This is a genomic window from Chryseobacterium endalhagicum, assembly GCF_016745235.1.
GTDB classification, from domain to species: Bacteria; Bacteroidota; Bacteroidia; order Flavobacteriales; family Weeksellaceae; genus Chryseobacterium; species Chryseobacterium endalhagicum.
The window spans coordinates 537,318-553,393 of sequence record NZ_JAELVM010000001.1 but is presented as its reverse complement, the minus strand read 5'-3'; the positions used below and the strand labels follow the sequence as shown (position 1 = coordinate 553,393).

Here is a 16,076-nt window from a genome sequence, read left to right as displayed (position 1 = left end):
ACGCTTTTTGTTTTTTCAGAATTGTCGGTTACCAGCCGCCGCCTCCACCACCGCCTCCGCCTCCTCCGGAGAATCCACCGCCGCCGGACCCGCTGCTGGAGCTTGATGGTTTGGTAGATGCAGACTGTATGGACTGCGTAAGGCTTGAGTTCAGCGTATTTCCAAAAGCATAATGATTCATTACGCCTCCGTAATACCAGGTGTTGTTATATTCAGCTGATGTTTTTTTCAATAAGTCATCAAATTTCTGTCCCCAGATCTGATCCACTCCCATCACCATGGCAAAAGGAAGAAGGGTCTCAAAAACCTGCGGAGTCATCTGTGGAGGATTGTGAAATTTGAGCTGCTCATTCTCTGCGGCACCCATATACATTTTGAAACCGTCTATCAGAGATTGCTTTCTCAGCTTTTCTTTCGATGGCTGCTTTATTAGGTATTGATATAACACCATCACCGAAAATCCAAGGGCAAGAAAAATATAGCAGACACTAAAATTGACACTTTCAGCACCTGTTCCTTCCTGTGAAATGATTCCTCCTATTCCTAAAGCAATACTTAAGGGAATAGGAACGAGAAAAAGGAGTTTCCAGGATAATTTTTTTGCTAAAAATGCAATTAAAACAAATGCAACAAAAAGAATAATATATAAAAGTACCCCGGCAAGAATTCTTTCGAATTCAGGAAGCAGATTATAGCTTATGAATAATCCGAGCGCATACACTACAGTGATAACAAGCCATGGAAGTACCAGTTTTTTTGTATTATTTCCTTCATTCAAAAAGTCATCATGCTGAAAACTCAGGGTTCCTTTGAAGTTCTGAACTGCTTTTTCAATTTTTGAATTGTACTTTCCATCAAACTTTAAAGAGTTTTTATATTCTGAAAAAAGACTGTTCATCAGGTTGATTTCCTCTTTAGGCAAAGTTTCGTCTGCATCTTTCAGTTTGTTCAGGGTAAAGGTTTTGGTATTGAAGAATCCCAGCAGACCGGAATCTTCACCTTCTATAATTTTAACATATCCTTTCACAGCGAGATTAACAATAGCTGCGGTAAGGTATTTATTCTTAAAACTTTCACTGTTGATATACCCCAGAGAGGCCGGTGAAAAATTTTCCGGAACATTAAACTGCGGATAAACCGTGGGTGTCTGAGGATCTATTCCATATTTCATCCATGTTGAATAGAGATACAGAAGCAGTCCGAGGAAGATGATACATCCGGCGATCAAAATTCCGTACTTTTCAATGAAAGTAGGCGGTGGCGGCGGTATCATGATTCCTTTTTTGAACCCTACAGCAATGGTAAGCCCTTCATTGGCCCGCAGGCCTGAAGCACCCCACTCTATGGAATGATCCGACAGTATTTTCACGGAACAATTCTGGCTGTTGCTTCCATACGCCCCGGTATAACAGGAGTTCTGAATGATCCCGGCACCTTCAGGCAGATTTACTTTTGCAGAAATAGTATCTACGTCGAAATCCCAATAGGTCCCGTTTACATTCCAGTAGAATTCATCATACTTTGGAAAAAAACCGATCTGGTTTTCTGTTTTGTATTTTATTTCGTAGTCATAAGTTCCCGAAGTAAGAATGACATCTTTGCTTCCTGCGTATATTTTTAAATAACCATCTTCTTTTTTTTCATGGTAATTTTCATCCTGCCCGTTTTTTTTCACAGAGATAATGTCATACCGTACTTTCTGATTTTTATTGTTCAGATTTCTGGATAAGGGAAGAGCGCGGAAAATTCCCCTTCTGATATTTTCCCCGAGACTGTATACTTTGATATGCTCAGTAACGGTAATTCCTGAATGGGGATCAACATCAATATCTGAATGAAAGGAAATAATTTTTTCCGATCCGGTAACAGACAGCTGCTCTGACTGCACCGTATCGTTCTGGGCAAAAGCGATGAAAAAAAACTGAAGAAGGAAAAGCTGCAACCACTTTTTCATTCCTAGAATTTTACGGTTGGAACCTCTCTTTCTGCTATATTTTCGAGTTCAAAGAAAGGCGATTTCTCAAACTTGTACATATTGGCGATGATATTACTTGGGAAAGATTCTACCAGTGTATTGTTCTCACGCACTGTTCCGTTGTAATATCTTCTGGATTTCTCCACATCATTTTCTATGGAAGTCAGTTCACTCTGCAACTGTTGAAAATTAGTATTAGCCTTCAGATCAGGATATTGCTCAGCTACAGCAAATAAATTCATCATCGCCTGGTTCAGATTTTTCTCCGCTGCCTCTTTGGCCTGAACGGAATCGGCACCTACCGCCTGGGTTCTGGCACGAATTACACTGTCAAGGGTCTCGCGTTCGTGGGTAGCATAGCCTTTTACCGTTTCTACAAGATTGGGAATCAGATCGTGGCGTTTTTTAAGCATCACATCAATACTGCTCCACGCTTCCTGAACAAGATTCTTCAGTTTGACAAGACGGTTGTAGATGGACACTGCGTAAAGTGCAAATACAACAATTAAAGCAATAATAATAACTATGGTCATAATTTTTGGTTTTTGTATGCTTTAAAAGTAGTGTTTTTTTGAATCTGAACCAGAAATTAATCAATATAGTAGTAGAATTACTGTAAAGGATTTTCCTTTAAACGGCTGTAAATGCATTATCTTATCAAGCGCAAAGCCAGACAAAGAGAATGAAAAATTATTTTTTTAAGATAAACAAAGGCGTTTCACTTATTTTTTGAATGACCATCTCATCATCGAAGATCCGGCATTTTAAACAAAAAAAGTACCCGATATAAAACCGGATACTTTCTTGTAATTAAAACTATATGAATCTCCCCTAAAAATACTTCCGGCAGTTGTATTCCACCATGGTATTTAAAAGTTTATTTTTATTCAGATAGAACTCCAACAGCTGGTAGTCTTCTGAACTTACATTAATATATAACTGTACTGAACCAAAACTGTTTCCGTTCACGTATTCCACGTTGGCTGACAACACCCTGTGGCAGATCCCAAACTGATTGTAGATGGTATTCATCAAATGCTCAAATTTCATTTTGCCATTCAATTCTATTTCCAGTATCAGTTCTTTTTTAGGCAGTCCAATAGTAGTATTGGGTATTATCTGCAGCGTAGGATTAGGTGTAATCATCACTAAACAATTTTTTGGTTAAACATTTTCTAGATCATGGTTGCTTTCTTGCGTTAAATCTTTGACAAAAATATAAAAAATTATTAGTCCACCAAATTAGTGGACTAGTAATTTTGAATTTTAACATTATTTTTTTCCAGACGGGGAAATAATGAGATTTATTCCGGATAATATTTGTGTCTAAAATGGTCTCACGCAGATTGGACTGATTGTGCAGATTTTTTAAAACATTCGATCAAACCACTGCGTAACACCAAAAAGACAGGTTCTGCGTTGATACTTTCAATATGGGTTTAAACATTTTAATAATCGCAAGGATAAACAAAGTTTTTTTGAATTGAAGCTCTTTTAATAAAGATAAACAAAGGCATTTCATTTAAAAAAGCAAAACAAATCATTGTATTTCGGAAATAAGTGAAACGCCTTTGTTTATCTTACTGAAAAGAAAATTAAATCAATTCTTTGTTTTTCTTTGCGTTAATAAATTCTTATTGATGAGATTTTATTTACAGCTCTCCTACTCTTTCCAGTTTATCGGAAGCTGCCAGTCCATTGGGGTTGCATCCCGGTTTTCCTTCCGGTACTTCCAAATTTTTCTTCTTGTAAAATTCAGTCCAGAACTCATTGATCTTTCCTGTCTTTGGATCGATGAATGTCATGGGTTCCAACTTGAAGATATTATGTTCACGAAACGCTCTCTCAATATAATCTGAGCAGTAGTAAGAATTTTCGTCTAGAATATAATTGAAGTTATAAGGTTTCCCAAGCATGGTTTCTGCATTTTTAAGCGCTGCCGGGACAGATTTCTGATATTCAGATTTCAAACGGTAGATCACGACTTTCTGTCCGTCATCAGACTGATCTTTAAGGAAAGAAGCTAAGTCCTGTTTTTGGGAACCTCCTTTTGGTGCGGCATGAAGCACATACCAATGATTGTTTTCTTTTTCTGCTATTCCGATATGATCAAAGGATGCTTCTTTTTGTGTTTGAGTGACATTATTGATCGCTCCGGAAAGTCCGGTTTCTTTCGCCGTTACAAAAAGCAGGTCTCCATTTTTCAAAGGCCCGGCTTGAGGATGTGGTGCACAATATTGCAGCAGAAGCGTTACAGCAAAGAAAAGAACGCAGGTAAATATTTGTACCGCTTTCTTCAGCGGATCTTTATTAACTTTAATCATAATACATTATCATTGAGCGGTCAAATTTACAAATTGTATTCATAACAGGTATGTGAAAATACTTAATTACCTTTGCAGGACAGCAATAAAACCAGATTTCTATGCCCCATATCCTACTCGTTGAAGATGACAAAAGACTTTCGCAGCTGATTGCGAGAGGACTGATGGAACATGATATGGAAGTCAATACCGCTGCTGACGGTGAAACGGCCTTAAAGCTTACTGAGTTGCTGAACTTTGACCTCATCATTACAGATATTATTCTTCCTGTGAAAAACGGTCTGGAATTTTGCAAAGAAATCAAGGCACTAAAACCTGAAATCCCCGTTATTATGCTAACCGCGCTGGGAACTACGGATGACAAACTGGAAGGTTTTGATTCAGGGGCAGATGATTATCTGACCAAGCCTTTTGAAATGCGGGAACTTTTGGCCAGAGTCAAGGTTCTGCTTAAAAGATATTCCACTTACCGTCCAGAAACCTCAACCTTACTGCAATATGAAGATATTGTGATGGATCTGAAGCTGAAAACTGTTACCCGTTCCGGAAACCTGATTAAACTGACTCCCAAAGAATTCAATCTGATGAAATTTCTGCTTGAGAATCCTGAGAGGGTGCTTTCCCGTCATGAGATCGCGGAGAATGTTTGGGATACTCATTTTGATACAGGCACGAATTTCATTGATGTTTACATTAATTATATCAGAAAAAAAATAGACCGTAGCTTTGAGACAAAATTTATACATACCAAAGCAGGTATGGGATTTATTTTAAAGAAGGGTTACGAAGACAGTTCCAATACTTAAAAATTACGGAATGAAAGTTAGAACCAGGCTTACTTTACTGTTTACATTAGTGACTGCAATGCTCATCAGCTTTTATGGGGTTGCGATTTACTATTCTTCAAAGGAAGCCAGGGAAACTTCGTTTTATACAGAACTTAAAAGTGAAGCTGTAGCCAAAGCCAATCTTTTTTTCCAGGGTGATTTGAGTGAAAAGGAAATGCATCAGCTGTACAAAAATAATACGCAGACTTTAAGCGAAGTGCAGGTAGCTATTTATGATTCCGGGTTCAATCTTGTGTATCATGATGATTCAAAAGTAGATTATGTGAAGGAAAATGCTGAAATGCTTTCCAAAATTTTCAAAAGTAAGCAGCTTTTCTTTTTTCTGGATGATTTTCAGGTGGCGGGAATTGTTTATTCTCACAAGGGAAAACAGTATGCCATCACTGCCGCCGCTTATGATCAGTACGGTTATAATTCGATTAATCATTTGCTGACGATCAGTATTATTTCATTCATCATTATACTCGTACTTATTTATCTGGCAGGTCTTTTTCTCTCGAAAAAAGCACTCAGCCCGGCGGTTAAAATGGTAGAACAGATCAAAAGGATCAATGCCGGAAAACTACAGCTGAGACTGGATGAATCTGAAGAGAAAGGAGAATTTCACGAGCTTGAAAAAAGCTTCAATCAGATGCTGGAAAGGCTGGATCATTCCTTCAGTACCCAAAAACATTTTGTTTCCAATATTTCTCACGAACTGAATACACCGCTTGCTGCGATGACTGCTGAGCTGGAACTGGCTCTACAGAAAAATTATACTCAGGAGGAATATCAGAAAATTATTCTGAATGCATTAACGGATGTAAAAAATATGAGCAAACTTTCCGGAAGCTTAATGGATCTTGCCAAAGCCAGCTATGATCCTGCAGAAATAAGTTTCTCTGAGATCAGAATCGATGAAATCCTGATGGATTCTTATGCTAAAATCAGAAAAGAAAATCCGCAGTATACCATCCATCTGAATATTGATCCCGAGATAGACGAGCAGAAACTGATTCACAGAGGAAATCCTTATCTTCTTTTGGTTGCTTTCAACAATCTTATCGATAATGCCTGTAAATATGCTTCAGATGACACCTGCCGTATTGACGTCGCATTGGTCGCTGATCATCTTTCCATCCAATTCATCAATAACGGAATCACCATTTCTGAAAAAGATCACCAGAACATCTTCAAACCTTTCTACAGAGCCGAAAATTCCTTCGATAAAAAAGGATACGGCATTGGTCTTTACCTTACCCAAAAGATCATCGATCTTCATGATGCCCGGATTCAGGTCTCTTCTGGGAAAAACACGACTGGTTTCCAGATTGTTTTTTGAGACATCAGATGCCAGATTTCAGATGCCAGATACCAGATTTCAGACAAAATCGTGGTAAACTAGAAATTCAGATTAACTTATAAAGGTTTCGGGATGCGGGATACGAGTTCCGAACCACCAACTAAATTCCACTTTCATACACTCTCCGACTCTCAAACTCTAAAACACTCCAACTCTAAAACCCTCAAACCCTAATACTCTCCAACTTCTAACCTCTCTAATAGAATTCTAATAACATTCTAAAACATCTCTAACGGCCTGCCACAGCCGTTATTTCTACTTTTGCAGCAAAATAATTCAAACTATGGACACAGATCCTGCCAGTTATTATCAACATTAAGGCTTTTCTGAGCATACTTTTTCCGTGTGCCTGAAAAAGGCCTGCAAAAAAGAAAAAGTTATGAATACATTAGAATTTGGTACACGCTTACTGACCGCTCTTATTTTGGGTGCCTCCATCGGTTTTGAAAGACAGTGGCATCAGAAAAGTGCGGGCCTCAGAACAAATACTCTGGTATGTCTGGGATCGGCAGCATTTGTTTTACTATCCCTCAGAATCGGGGGTGATGCTACGGGAAGAATAGCTTCCTATATTGTGAGCGGCATTGGCTTTCTCGGTGGTGGCGTCATCATGAAGGACGGACTTACCGTACGCGGACTGAATACCGCTGCTACCATCTGGTGTTCTGCCTCTGTAGGCTCACTGGCTGCTTTGGGATTTGTTACCGAGGCAGGAATGACTGCCGGACTTATTATTTTAACGCATACTATATTACGTCCGCTGGGAAAAACATTAGGCTCCAAAACCATCCGCACCAGCACTTCCGAATACCTTATCACGATTAAATGCAGAACGGAAATTGAAAACCATGCAAGAGTTTTACTGATGCAGTCATTCAATTCCACCGATCAGATCTTGCTCAAATCCCTTACCAGCGACGATACAGATACGCCTGAAAACATTATTATTTCCGCCGAAGTGTATTCCGCTTCCCCACAGGATAATATTATAGAAAAGGCAGTGAGCAGACTCACCCTGGAAGATAAAATCACAAGGGTAAGCTGGGAAATCATCGGAACCGAAAGCGATTTATAAACCTAAAAAATCAATGTAAAATGATCCATCTAAACAAAGAACAACGACCTCTAAATATATGCTTTATGAAAATACTGATCTTCTCTCCTGTTCTTGCTCTTATCATTTCCTGCAGTGGTAAAAAAGAAGAACCTCAACCAAAAGAAACCTTCCACATTCAGGGAAACCGTGTTACCATCATGAACAATGATCCTGTCTTAAAAAAAATTACTACAGAAACGGTGACTGAGCAAGAGTCCGGCAACAGCATTACCTCAGCCGGAACCATAGAAACCATTCCTAATAATTATGCGGAAATAGCGAGTCCGTTTTCGGGAAGGGTCATCAGATCCTTTGTCAGTATTGGACAGCACGTCAATGCAGGAAGTCCGGTTTTTGAAATCCTTGCTCCCGGATATTCTTCGGTTCAGAAAGATTATTCCGATGCGTTGAATGATGTGAGACTGGCGGAAAAAAATTACAAACGTCAGCAGGATCTTGTGAAACATGGCGTGGGCATTCAAAAAGAACTGGAAGAGGCAGAAACCGAGTATAAAAACAAAAAGACATCCCTATCCAATGCTTCATCAACATTGAATGCCTATAACAGCAAGAGTTCGGGAGGAACCTACATTATAAAAGCTCCGATCAGCGGAGAAATTATTTCCAACAAAATCGTCACCGGACAGTATTTAAAAGAAGACTCGGAACCGGTGGTGATTATCGCTGAACTTTCAAAAGTATGGATTAGCGGTGCTGTGAAAGAGAAAGACATCCGTTTTATCAGTCCGGGAGATCCTGTATCGGTGAAAGTCAATACCTATCCGGATATGGAGATCACCGGAAAAGTGTATCATATCAGTGAACTGGTAGATGAAGATACCCGAAGTATTAAAGTCCTGATTCAATGTGACAATCCGCAAAGAAAATTAAAACCCGGAATGTACGCAGCCGTTACGTATTCTGCCGGAACAGAAAAAGCAGTGGTGATTCCTTCCGGTGCTCTGATGCAGCAGGGAGACCGTCAGTATGTCTGGATACAATCCGGCAAGCAGGAATTTATAAAACGTATCGTTGTTCCCGGTAATACTTCTGAAAAAACAGTAAGAATCAATTCAGGACTTAAACCGGGAGATATCATCATGACTCAGGGCGGAATTTATATGCTGGATACCCAATAATAACCTTTAAAAGTCAGAAAACTCTCGCATAGCAAACGGCTTCCTGACATTCAATTACTCTTATGAAAAAATTACTCACACTCTCCATACAGAAGAGATGGCTGATGCTTGCCCTCTTCTTACTATTAGGAATTTTCGGATATTATTCATGGACTAAACTCTCCGTGGAAGCCTATCCGGATATTGCAGACACGACATCACAGGTGGTGACCCAGGTTCCCGGACTCGCTGCTGAAGAAATTGAACAACAGATCACCATTCCTCTGGAAAGATCTCTGAACGGTCTTCCGGGAATGCACATTATGAGAAGCAAAAGCACCTTCGGACTGTCTATCATCACGATGGTTTTTGATGATGGTGTAGATGATTACTGGGCAAGACAGCGTATTCAGGAAAGATTATCAGAAGCAGAACTTCCCTATAACGCACAGCCAGGCTTAGATCCATTGACCTCTCCTGTGGGCGAAATCTACCGCTACATCATTGAAGGTAACGGGCAAAGTCTGAGAGAACTTACCGATCTGCAGAATTTTGTCATTATCCCAAGAATCAAACAGGTGACAGGTATTGCGGATGTGACAAATTTTGGCGGAATCACCACCCAGTTTCAGATCGAATTGAATCCTCAAAAACTGGATCAGTATGGATTGTCTCTATCTGAAGTCACAGAAACCATCACGAAAAACAACAGCAACGCTGGAGGAAGTATGCTCCCGAGAGGTGACCTTGCTTATGTGGTACGAGGAATCGGGCTCATCAAAGATTTAAATGACTTGGGGAAAATTGTCATTAAAACAGAAAAAGGAGTTCCTGTATTCCTGAATGATGTAGGAACTTTGAAATATGGCAATCTTGAACGAAAAGGAATTCTAGGGTATACAGACAGAAACCGTAATTATAACGAAAGTACGGGAGGAATTGTATTGCTGTTAAAAGGGCAGAATCCTTCCGTTGTTTTAAAAGATGTTCATCACGCTATTGAGGAACTGAACACCCATACTCTTCCGGCAGGCGTAAAAATTCATGCTTATCTGGACCGTACCGATCTCGTGAATACAACTTTGACTACAGTTACCCATACTTTAACGGAGGGAATTGTTCTGGTCATTATTATCCTGATTGTATTTCTGGGAAGCTGGAGAGGCGCATTACTTGTAGCTATTACGATTCCGCTGTCGTTACTGATTGCATTTATTCTGATGTATTTTACTCATATTCCGGCTAATCTTTTGTCATTAGGTGCGATAGATTTTGGAATTATTGTAGACGGATCCATTGTGATGCTGGAAGTGATTTTAAAAAAGAGAGAAGATCATCCCGAACAGGAACTGCAAGAAAAAACCATCATTCAGAGAGCGACAGAAATTGCAAAACCTATTTTCTTTTCGACTGTCATTATCATCACCGCTTATCTTCCGCTGTTTGCTTTTGAACGCGTCGAGAAAAAACTCTTCACTCCTATGGCTTTTACCATCGGGTACGCATTGTTGGGAGCATTGGCCGCAGCACTGATCTTAATTCCCGGACTGGCTTACGTCATCTATAAAAAACCACAGAAAATTTTTCATAACCGATGGCTTGAAAAAATAAGCAGTCTGTATGGTAAAAGAATCGAAAGAATCATCAAAGCTCCTAAAAAAATGCTGATTCCCGCAGGTGTCATATTGTTTTCCGCAGGTCTCCTTTCTTTTATGGTGGGTAAAGATTTCCTGCCGGAACTGGATGAAGGATCTATCTGGCTTCAGGTACAGCTTCCACCCGGAATTTCATTAGACAAAGCGAAGGAAATGAGTGATTCTTTACGTACCCAGACCATGAAACATTCCGAAGTGACTTATGTGATGGTACAGGCTGGAAGAAATGATGACGGAACAGACCCGTGGACCGCTTCCCATTTTGAAGTTTCTGTCGGAATAAAGCCTTACAAAGAATGGGCATCAGGAAAAACGAAAGCCGATCTGATCAAAGAACTGGCGGATGATTATAAAAATATGCCGGGATTTTCCGTCGGATTTTCCCAACCCATGATTGATGGAGTGATGGATAAAATTTCCGGAGCCCACAGTGAACTGGTGGTAAAAGTATACGGTGATGATTTTGGCGGAACCAGAAAAATTGCCGAACAGATCCTTGCCACTTTAAAAAAGATTCCGGGTTCTGCCGATCTCGCTATCGATCAGGAACCACCCCTTCCTCAGCTCCAAATCATTGCAGACCGGGATAAAATTGCACAGTACGGACTGAATGTCTCCGATGTAGCCGACCTCATCGAAACCGCTCTGGGTGGAAAAGCGATTTCACAAATCTTTATCGGCAATAAAGTCTATGATATTTCGTGCCGGTATGCAGAAGACAGCCGGAATACTCCGGATAAGGTTGGAAATCTTATGCTGACTTCGGCTTCAGGAGCCAAAATCCCGCTTTCACAAGTGGCTGAAATTAAATTAAGCACAGGAGAAAGTACGATTACCAGAGAAATGAATAAGAGACATCTTACGGTTAAGCTGAATTTAAGGGACCGTGATTTATCTTCTTTTTTGAAGGAGGCACAGGATACCATTGAAAAAGATATCCGCTATGATCATCAGAAATACCAGATCAAATGGGGCGGACAGTTTGAAAATAAAAACAGAGCCTACTCCCGTCTGGCCTTCATCGTTCCGCTGGCTTTGGCTGTGATGTTCTTACTGCTTTACGGAGCATTCGGAAGTTTCAGACAGGCACTTGTTCTGATGAGTATTATTCCACTGGCATTATTCGGAGGTATGCTTGCGCTGAATGTACGCGGGATGACTTTGAATGTTTCTTCAGCAGTAGGTTTTATTGCATTGTTTGGTGTGGCGGTACAGAATGGAGTGATTATGGTCTCGCATATCAATACGCTCAGAAAACAGGGACTGAATTTAAAAACATCCGTGATCAAAGGAGCGGAAGACCGTTTCAGACCTGTACTGATGACTGCTTCGGTGGCTGTCATAGGATTATTCCCGGCTTCATTAGCTACAGGAATTGGCTCCGATGTGCAGAGACCTTTAGCTACAGTGATCGTATACGGTCTTATGTTCTCAACACTCCTTACTTTATTTATCCTGCCGGCGATCTATTATCTCGCAGAATATCGTTTTGACCAACCTAAATTAACATCAGATGAAAGCTAAAATCACATTAATTATATCATTAGGCCTGTTATTTCCAATTGCACTGAAAGCCCAGGAAAAGGAAACTTTAAATTTCTCCACTTATCTAAATGAAGTCAGGGAAAAAAATTTAAGCTATGCTGCCCAGAAATACAACGTGAGCATGGCCGAAGCTTCCATCCTGACGGCAAGCATTTTCCCTGATCCTCAGCTTGAAATGGAAACCTCGGATAACGGAGTTTCAAAAAAGATGGGCTACACCATCGGAACTTCATTGAGCTGGACGCTTGAACTTGGCAGAAAAAGAAAAGCCAGGATAGAAACGGCAAAAAATCAGGCTGAATACACCAAACTTCTGCTTCAGGACTTTTTGAGAAACCTCGTAGCCGATGCTTCTCTCGGATATATTGAAGCTTTAAAAACAAAAGCTTTGGTGGACGTTCAGAAAGATTCTTATCTCAGTATGCAGCAGCTTGCCCAATCCGACAGTATCCGGTACAAACTGGGAGCTATTTCTCAAGTCACATCCAAACAAAGCAGACTGGAAGCTTCTTCTTTACTTAATGATCTCTATATGGCAGAAAGCAGCAGCAGACAAGCTTTCTCTGCACTTTCCATATTCTTAGGAAAAGATTTGGAAGAAAAAAGTATCAACGGAGATTTCAAAGCTTTTAACAGAGATTTCAATCCTGATGATCTGGTTACTGAAGCTGTCAGTAACAGAACAGACCTACTCGCCTCAAAACAAAATATAAATACGGCCGCAAGTTTAGTTAAGCTTGAAAAAGCGAACCGTGTCATCGATTTAGGATTAAGCTTAGGTGCAGAGCATCATACATGGGCAACGAATGAAATTGCTCCTTCACCTGCTGTGAATGCTGTAAAACTGGGAACGAGTATTCCTTTGAAGTTTTCGAACCGTAGAAATGCGGATCTGAAAATAGCGGAAATGGGACGCATGCAGGCGGAAACAGAATACAAACAGATTGAAAACAGTGTCCGAACAGAGGTTATGCAGACTTATCAGCAGTATCTTGCAACACAGAAGCAGCTGAAACAGTTTGATAATGGAATGCTTTCAGAGGCGAAAAATGTTCTGGAAGGTATCAGCTACAGCTATCAGCGAGGTGAAAGTTCTATTCTGGAAGTTCTGAATGCGCAGAGAACGTATAATGATATCAGGCTGCGTTATATTGAAACGTTAGCTGAGAACGCGGTTGCGCTTGTGGAACTGGAAAGGAAAACTGGGATTTGGGATATTGATTTCTGAGGTTAATGATTACGTATTTTTTTTAACCTCGGATTTCGCAGATTTACACAGATGATTGTGAATATTTATGTTGAAAAAATTTAACAGGAATGGGGGCTTCGAGAGCCTCAGCCCCCAGAAATATTTGTCTTCAAGAATGATAGTCGTCATGAAATAAGTGAAGGGTCTGTTTCTTTTTTGAAATGGACTCCTTTACTTTTTAAGCTGGCTTTCATAAATACTGATCCAATCTTGTACTGTCATTTTTTGGCTGACCTCAGCGATGAGTTCAAAAGGAATATCATCCATTTTTTTGAAACGGACACAGGATTTTCCCATATCCAGCTTCCGTTTTGAGTGCTTCGGATATTCAGCAACAAACCACTCCAGTAATTTGGGATCTGCATAGATGCCCATATGATAAAGTGCTATAAAATTCTTTTGGGAAGCAAGCCCCATAAAAGGCAATGGCAATCCCGGCGTACAGTGGTAGCCTGCAGGATAGGTTTCCAGGGGAACATCCCACCCTACCATTCCATAACTGACCGCCTCCTGAAAACCTTTCGGAAGATTGTCATTGATCGTATCAAATAGTTTTTTGAATACTTCCTGTCTTTCTTCAGGAATTTTTGAGATATAATCGGCTACAGAGTCGGCTGGAATTTGCATATTCGGTTAAGTTTTTATGATCTTCCAAATTAATAAAATTTACAATACATTCAATGGGACAGAATACAATTTTTATATTTCTTATTCAATCCTAACTTCTAAACAAATGTTTAATAACTTGCACTTACCCCAAGGGATAAACCGGCACTTTCCGGTACAAATCTACAGACACCACCCACACACAGCAATCCTCCGCGCTGTCTTCCGTATGAAGCCTGAACCCTGAAACTGTTTTTTCTGAATACCAGACCGCCGGTGTAATAATGCAATTGTTTTTCTTTATCCGGATTACCATAGTTATAAAGGTCATTGATGAAAACGGACCAGTTCTTTTTAAAATTATATTCAGCCAGACAGGCCGCCCAATTTCCGTGGTAACTGTCTGCCCACTGATGCTGGAGTTCCAGTTTCACAGAGCTTTTTGAAAATTTATAGATATTATCCAGAACTACTGTTTTTGCTTTCACCTCACCTACGGTTTCTTCTGTTCTGTAGGTGTTGTAATACTGGTTGATGAAAACAAAAGCAATCTTCCAGCTGTCCTTAAGCTTAGTTCTTATATCTATGCTCTGATCGGCATAATACTTCTCTCCGAGCTTCAAAAAATCTGTTTTGTAATTATTATTATCATTGATATAATTACGATAGGTTCCTTTGAGCCCATACCAGTTGGAAATATTCAGTGACAGGTCCACACCGTATTTGCCTCCGAGAAATGTTCTTTTCCTGATTTTATAAAAAATATCGAACTGGGAACCTATCTCCCCTGATTTTTTCTGAGGCAGAAAAGAAAGCCTTGGCTGTGCCTGATACACATAGATATTGGCAAGACTGTAATCATACTGTTTTGTAAGGGCCGGTAAATAATCCAGAACCGCATTATGGTAAATATTCCCAATCTGGTCGCGCTGGGAATATAGATTGAAATTTTCCAGCCTCCGGAGATTGGCGATAATTCCAAACCGGTCCGCAGCATATGAAAGATTGAGGTAGTAGGCATTTCCCGAAAAGGTATTATTCGGATCCAAAACGGTAACCTGTTTTATGTTGTCTTTAGTTTTGTACAGGTATTCAAATTCCATGGCAAATTTGGAATACTCCATTTTAAGACGTGAGGCGTACACCTCAACATTTTTTGGAGACAGAGCATTTTCCCTGTTATTCTCATATTTGTTTACATAGCTTAACCCAATAGCAGACCGGAGATTTTTGATTTTCATCAGAGAATCAAGCTTAAGTTCAGCATCCAGGCCGCCAATAAATCCATCGGTAAGTGTAAATCCTGACCTTTGCTTCCCGGCCAGCGCCTTAAGTGTTATAATCTGATCAGGATCAGTATATTTTATTTTTCCGCCAAGCAGGGAATTGGCGATTCCAAGCTGTTTATCTTCCCAGAGACGTAATGCCAAACCACTTCCGAACTGTTCGTAAAAGTGGCCTAAAGTAACATCAATTCCAGCCTTCTCGTTATTATAATTGATGGAATATGTTGCCAGATTGGTTTCTTTAAAAGCCGGAGAATAATTCAGTAAAGCCTTAGGTTCATAAGATTCCAGCTGGGCTCCGAATGTGAAATTTTTTAGTTTATAATTCATATTCAGATAATTATTGGATCTGAACCTGTGCGATGCTTCTGCTTCGGACAATTTTATCTTATCATCATCTATATAGTATTGGGAGTTAGATTCTAAATTTACAGTTAGCTGACAAAAAAATTGAGTACTGAAAAGGAACATCGTACTGATCATTAATTTATTCACCATTTCCAAAAGATTAATTTTTATAACAGTCTTTAATTTTCGCGATCAGCTCGTCCTCGTCACCAGAGGAATATCCTACATGAGAATACACTATTTTTCCTTTATGGAGAAGAACTAAATAAGGAATACTGTTCACATTGAGTGCTCTTTTCAGAGTCTGATTGGAATCCAGGAGTATGGTATAGGGCCATCCTTTGCTTTTAACCACTGTTTTCACTTTTGATGCTGTGCGGGCATCATCTGTAGACACTGCATATATTGTAAACCGGGCCTCCTTCTGCCAGTCTTCGTATTTTTCATTGATGGTATTAAGCTCTTCCATACACGGCAGACACCATGTCGCCCAAAATGTAAGCACAACAGGACTTGAGGAATCTATTTCTGAAACATTTACCTTTTCATTATTGAGATTAATGACGGATACATTGGGTACTTTCTGAGCATAGAAAAAATGGAGGAACAAAACCAGAACCAGGGATAGTATTTTTCTCATCATGTAATATTTTTTTTACAAACATACAGATTAAAAACTAATGA

13 protein-coding genes are annotated in these 16,076 nt (G+C 39.8%); 6 read left to right on the top strand and 7 right to left on the bottom strand.

Features of this window, described 5'->3' with window-relative positions:
* Nucleotides 1–28 precede the first annotated feature (28 nt).
* From JET18_RS02370 to JET18_RS02355, 4 genes are all read right to left on the bottom strand, one after another.
* Nucleotides 29–1,954 (bottom strand): DUF2207 domain-containing protein, encoded by a 1,926-nt coding sequence (locus JET18_RS02370; protein WP_202089017.1) that lies wholly within the window; start codon nt 1,952–1,954, stop codon nt 29–31.
* 2 nt (nt 1,955–1,956) lie between these two features.
* Complete coding sequence (locus tag JET18_RS02365; protein WP_228728470.1) at nt 1,957–2,508, bottom strand: LemA family protein; 552 nt, start codon at nt 2,506–2,508, stop codon at nt 1,957–1,959.
* 298 nt (nt 2,509–2,806) lie between these two features.
* A complete protein-coding gene (locus JET18_RS02360; RefSeq protein WP_202089016.1) occupies nt 2,807–3,121 on the bottom strand; it encodes an NIL domain-containing protein in 315 nt (104 codons plus the stop codon).
* A 506-nt stretch (nt 3,122–3,627) separates the two neighbouring features.
* A complete protein-coding gene (locus tag JET18_RS02355; protein WP_202089015.1) occupies nt 3,628–4,299 on the bottom strand; it encodes a YiiX/YebB-like N1pC/P60 family cysteine hydrolase in 672 nt (223 codons plus the stop codon).
* A gap of 101 nt (nt 4,300–4,400) precedes the next feature.
* Between JET18_RS02355 and JET18_RS02350 the strand changes: the two genes are divergently transcribed.
* The 6 genes from JET18_RS02350 to JET18_RS02325 all read left to right on the top strand — a co-directional run bounded on the left by JET18_RS02350 (nt 4,401) and on the right by JET18_RS02325 (nt 13,131).
* Nucleotides 4,401–5,105 (top strand): response regulator transcription factor, encoded by a 705-nt coding sequence (locus JET18_RS02350; RefSeq protein ID WP_202089014.1) that lies wholly within the window; start codon nt 4,401–4,403, stop codon nt 5,103–5,105.
* A 10-nt stretch (nt 5,106–5,115) separates the two neighbouring features.
* Entirely contained in the window at nt 5,116–6,468 is a 1,353-nt protein-coding gene (locus tag JET18_RS02345) for a HAMP domain-containing sensor histidine kinase (RefSeq protein ID WP_202089013.1), read from the top strand.
* A gap of 400 nt (nt 6,469–6,868) precedes the next feature.
* Entirely contained in the window at nt 6,869–7,564 is a 696-nt protein-coding gene (locus JET18_RS02340) for an MgtC/SapB family protein (RefSeq protein ID WP_034731350.1), read from the top strand.
* 65 nt (nt 7,565–7,629) lie between these two features.
* Complete coding sequence (locus JET18_RS02335) at nt 7,630–8,724, top strand: efflux RND transporter periplasmic adaptor subunit (protein ID WP_202089012.1); 1,095 nt, start codon at nt 7,630–7,632, stop codon at nt 8,722–8,724.
* Nucleotides 8,725–8,786: 62 nt separating this feature from the next.
* Nucleotides 8,787–11,882, top strand: a complete 3,096-nt coding sequence (locus JET18_RS02330; protein ID WP_202089011.1) for an efflux RND transporter permease subunit — start codon at nt 8,787–8,789, stop codon at nt 11,880–11,882.
* Nucleotides 11,872–13,131 carry a TolC family protein gene (locus tag JET18_RS02325; protein ID WP_202089010.1) on the top strand — a complete coding sequence of 420 codons (1,260 nt, stop codon included), beginning with the start codon at nt 11,872–11,874 and terminating at the stop codon, nt 13,129–13,131. The genes JET18_RS02330 and JET18_RS02325 overlap by 11 nt, the downstream gene beginning before the upstream one ends.
* A 192-nt stretch (nt 13,132–13,323) precedes the next feature.
* Here JET18_RS02325 and JET18_RS02320 read toward each other — a convergent pair whose 3' ends face one another.
* From JET18_RS02320 to JET18_RS02310, 3 genes are all read right to left on the bottom strand, one after another.
* Nucleotides 13,324–13,779 (bottom strand): DUF1801 domain-containing protein, encoded by a 456-nt coding sequence (locus tag JET18_RS02320; protein WP_202089009.1) that lies wholly within the window; start codon nt 13,777–13,779, stop codon nt 13,324–13,326.
* 110 nt (nt 13,780–13,889) lie between these two features.
* Complete coding sequence (locus JET18_RS02315) at nt 13,890–15,515, bottom strand: DUF6029 family protein (RefSeq protein WP_228728517.1); 1,626 nt, start codon at nt 15,513–15,515, stop codon at nt 13,890–13,892.
* A 37-nt stretch (nt 15,516–15,552) separates the two neighbouring features.
* On the bottom strand, nt 15,553–16,035 hold the full coding sequence (locus JET18_RS02310) for a TlpA family protein disulfide reductase (RefSeq protein ID WP_202089007.1): 483 nt from the start codon (nt 16,033–16,035) through the stop codon (nt 15,553–15,555).
* Between the last annotated feature and the right edge of the window lie 41 nt (nt 16,036–16,076).

What these genes read in the sequence shown, in the direction of transcription:
- JET18_RS02370 (WP_202089017.1), bottom strand. Translation starts at nt 1,954, where the DNA reads ATGAAAAAGTGGTTGCAGCTTTTCCTTCTTCAGTTTTTTTTCATCGCT.
- JET18_RS02365 (WP_228728470.1), bottom strand. Translation starts at nt 2,508, where the DNA reads ATGACCATAGTTATTATTATTGCTTTAATTGTTGTATTTGCACTTTAC.
- JET18_RS02360 (WP_202089016.1), bottom strand. Translation starts at nt 3,121, where the DNA reads ATGATTACACCTAATCCTACGCTGCAGATAATACCCAATACTACTATT.
- JET18_RS02355 (WP_202089015.1), bottom strand. Translation starts at nt 4,299, where the DNA reads ATGATTAAAGTTAATAAAGATCCGCTGAAGAAAGCGGTACAAATATTT.
- JET18_RS02350 (WP_202089014.1), top strand. Translation starts at nt 4,401, where the DNA reads ATGCCCCATATCCTACTCGTTGAAGATGACAAAAGACTTTCGCAGCTG.
- JET18_RS02345 (WP_202089013.1), top strand. Translation starts at nt 5,116, where the DNA reads ATGAAAGTTAGAACCAGGCTTACTTTACTGTTTACATTAGTGACTGCA.
- JET18_RS02340 (WP_034731350.1), top strand. Translation starts at nt 6,869, where the DNA reads ATGAATACATTAGAATTTGGTACACGCTTACTGACCGCTCTTATTTTG.
- JET18_RS02335 (WP_202089012.1), top strand. Translation starts at nt 7,630, where the DNA reads ATGAAAATACTGATCTTCTCTCCTGTTCTTGCTCTTATCATTTCCTGC.
- JET18_RS02330 (WP_202089011.1), top strand. Translation starts at nt 8,787, where the DNA reads ATGAAAAAATTACTCACACTCTCCATACAGAAGAGATGGCTGATGCTT.
- JET18_RS02325 (WP_202089010.1), top strand. Translation starts at nt 11,872, where the DNA reads ATGAAAGCTAAAATCACATTAATTATATCATTAGGCCTGTTATTTCCA.
- JET18_RS02320 (WP_202089009.1), bottom strand. Translation starts at nt 13,779, where the DNA reads ATGCAAATTCCAGCCGACTCTGTAGCCGATTATATCTCAAAAATTCCT.
- JET18_RS02315 (WP_228728517.1), bottom strand. Translation starts at nt 15,515, where the DNA reads ATGTTCCTTTTCAGTACTCAATTTTTTTGTCAGCTAACTGTAAATTTA.
- JET18_RS02310 (WP_202089007.1), bottom strand. Translation starts at nt 16,035, where the DNA reads ATGATGAGAAAAATACTATCCCTGGTTCTGGTTTTGTTCCTCCATTTT.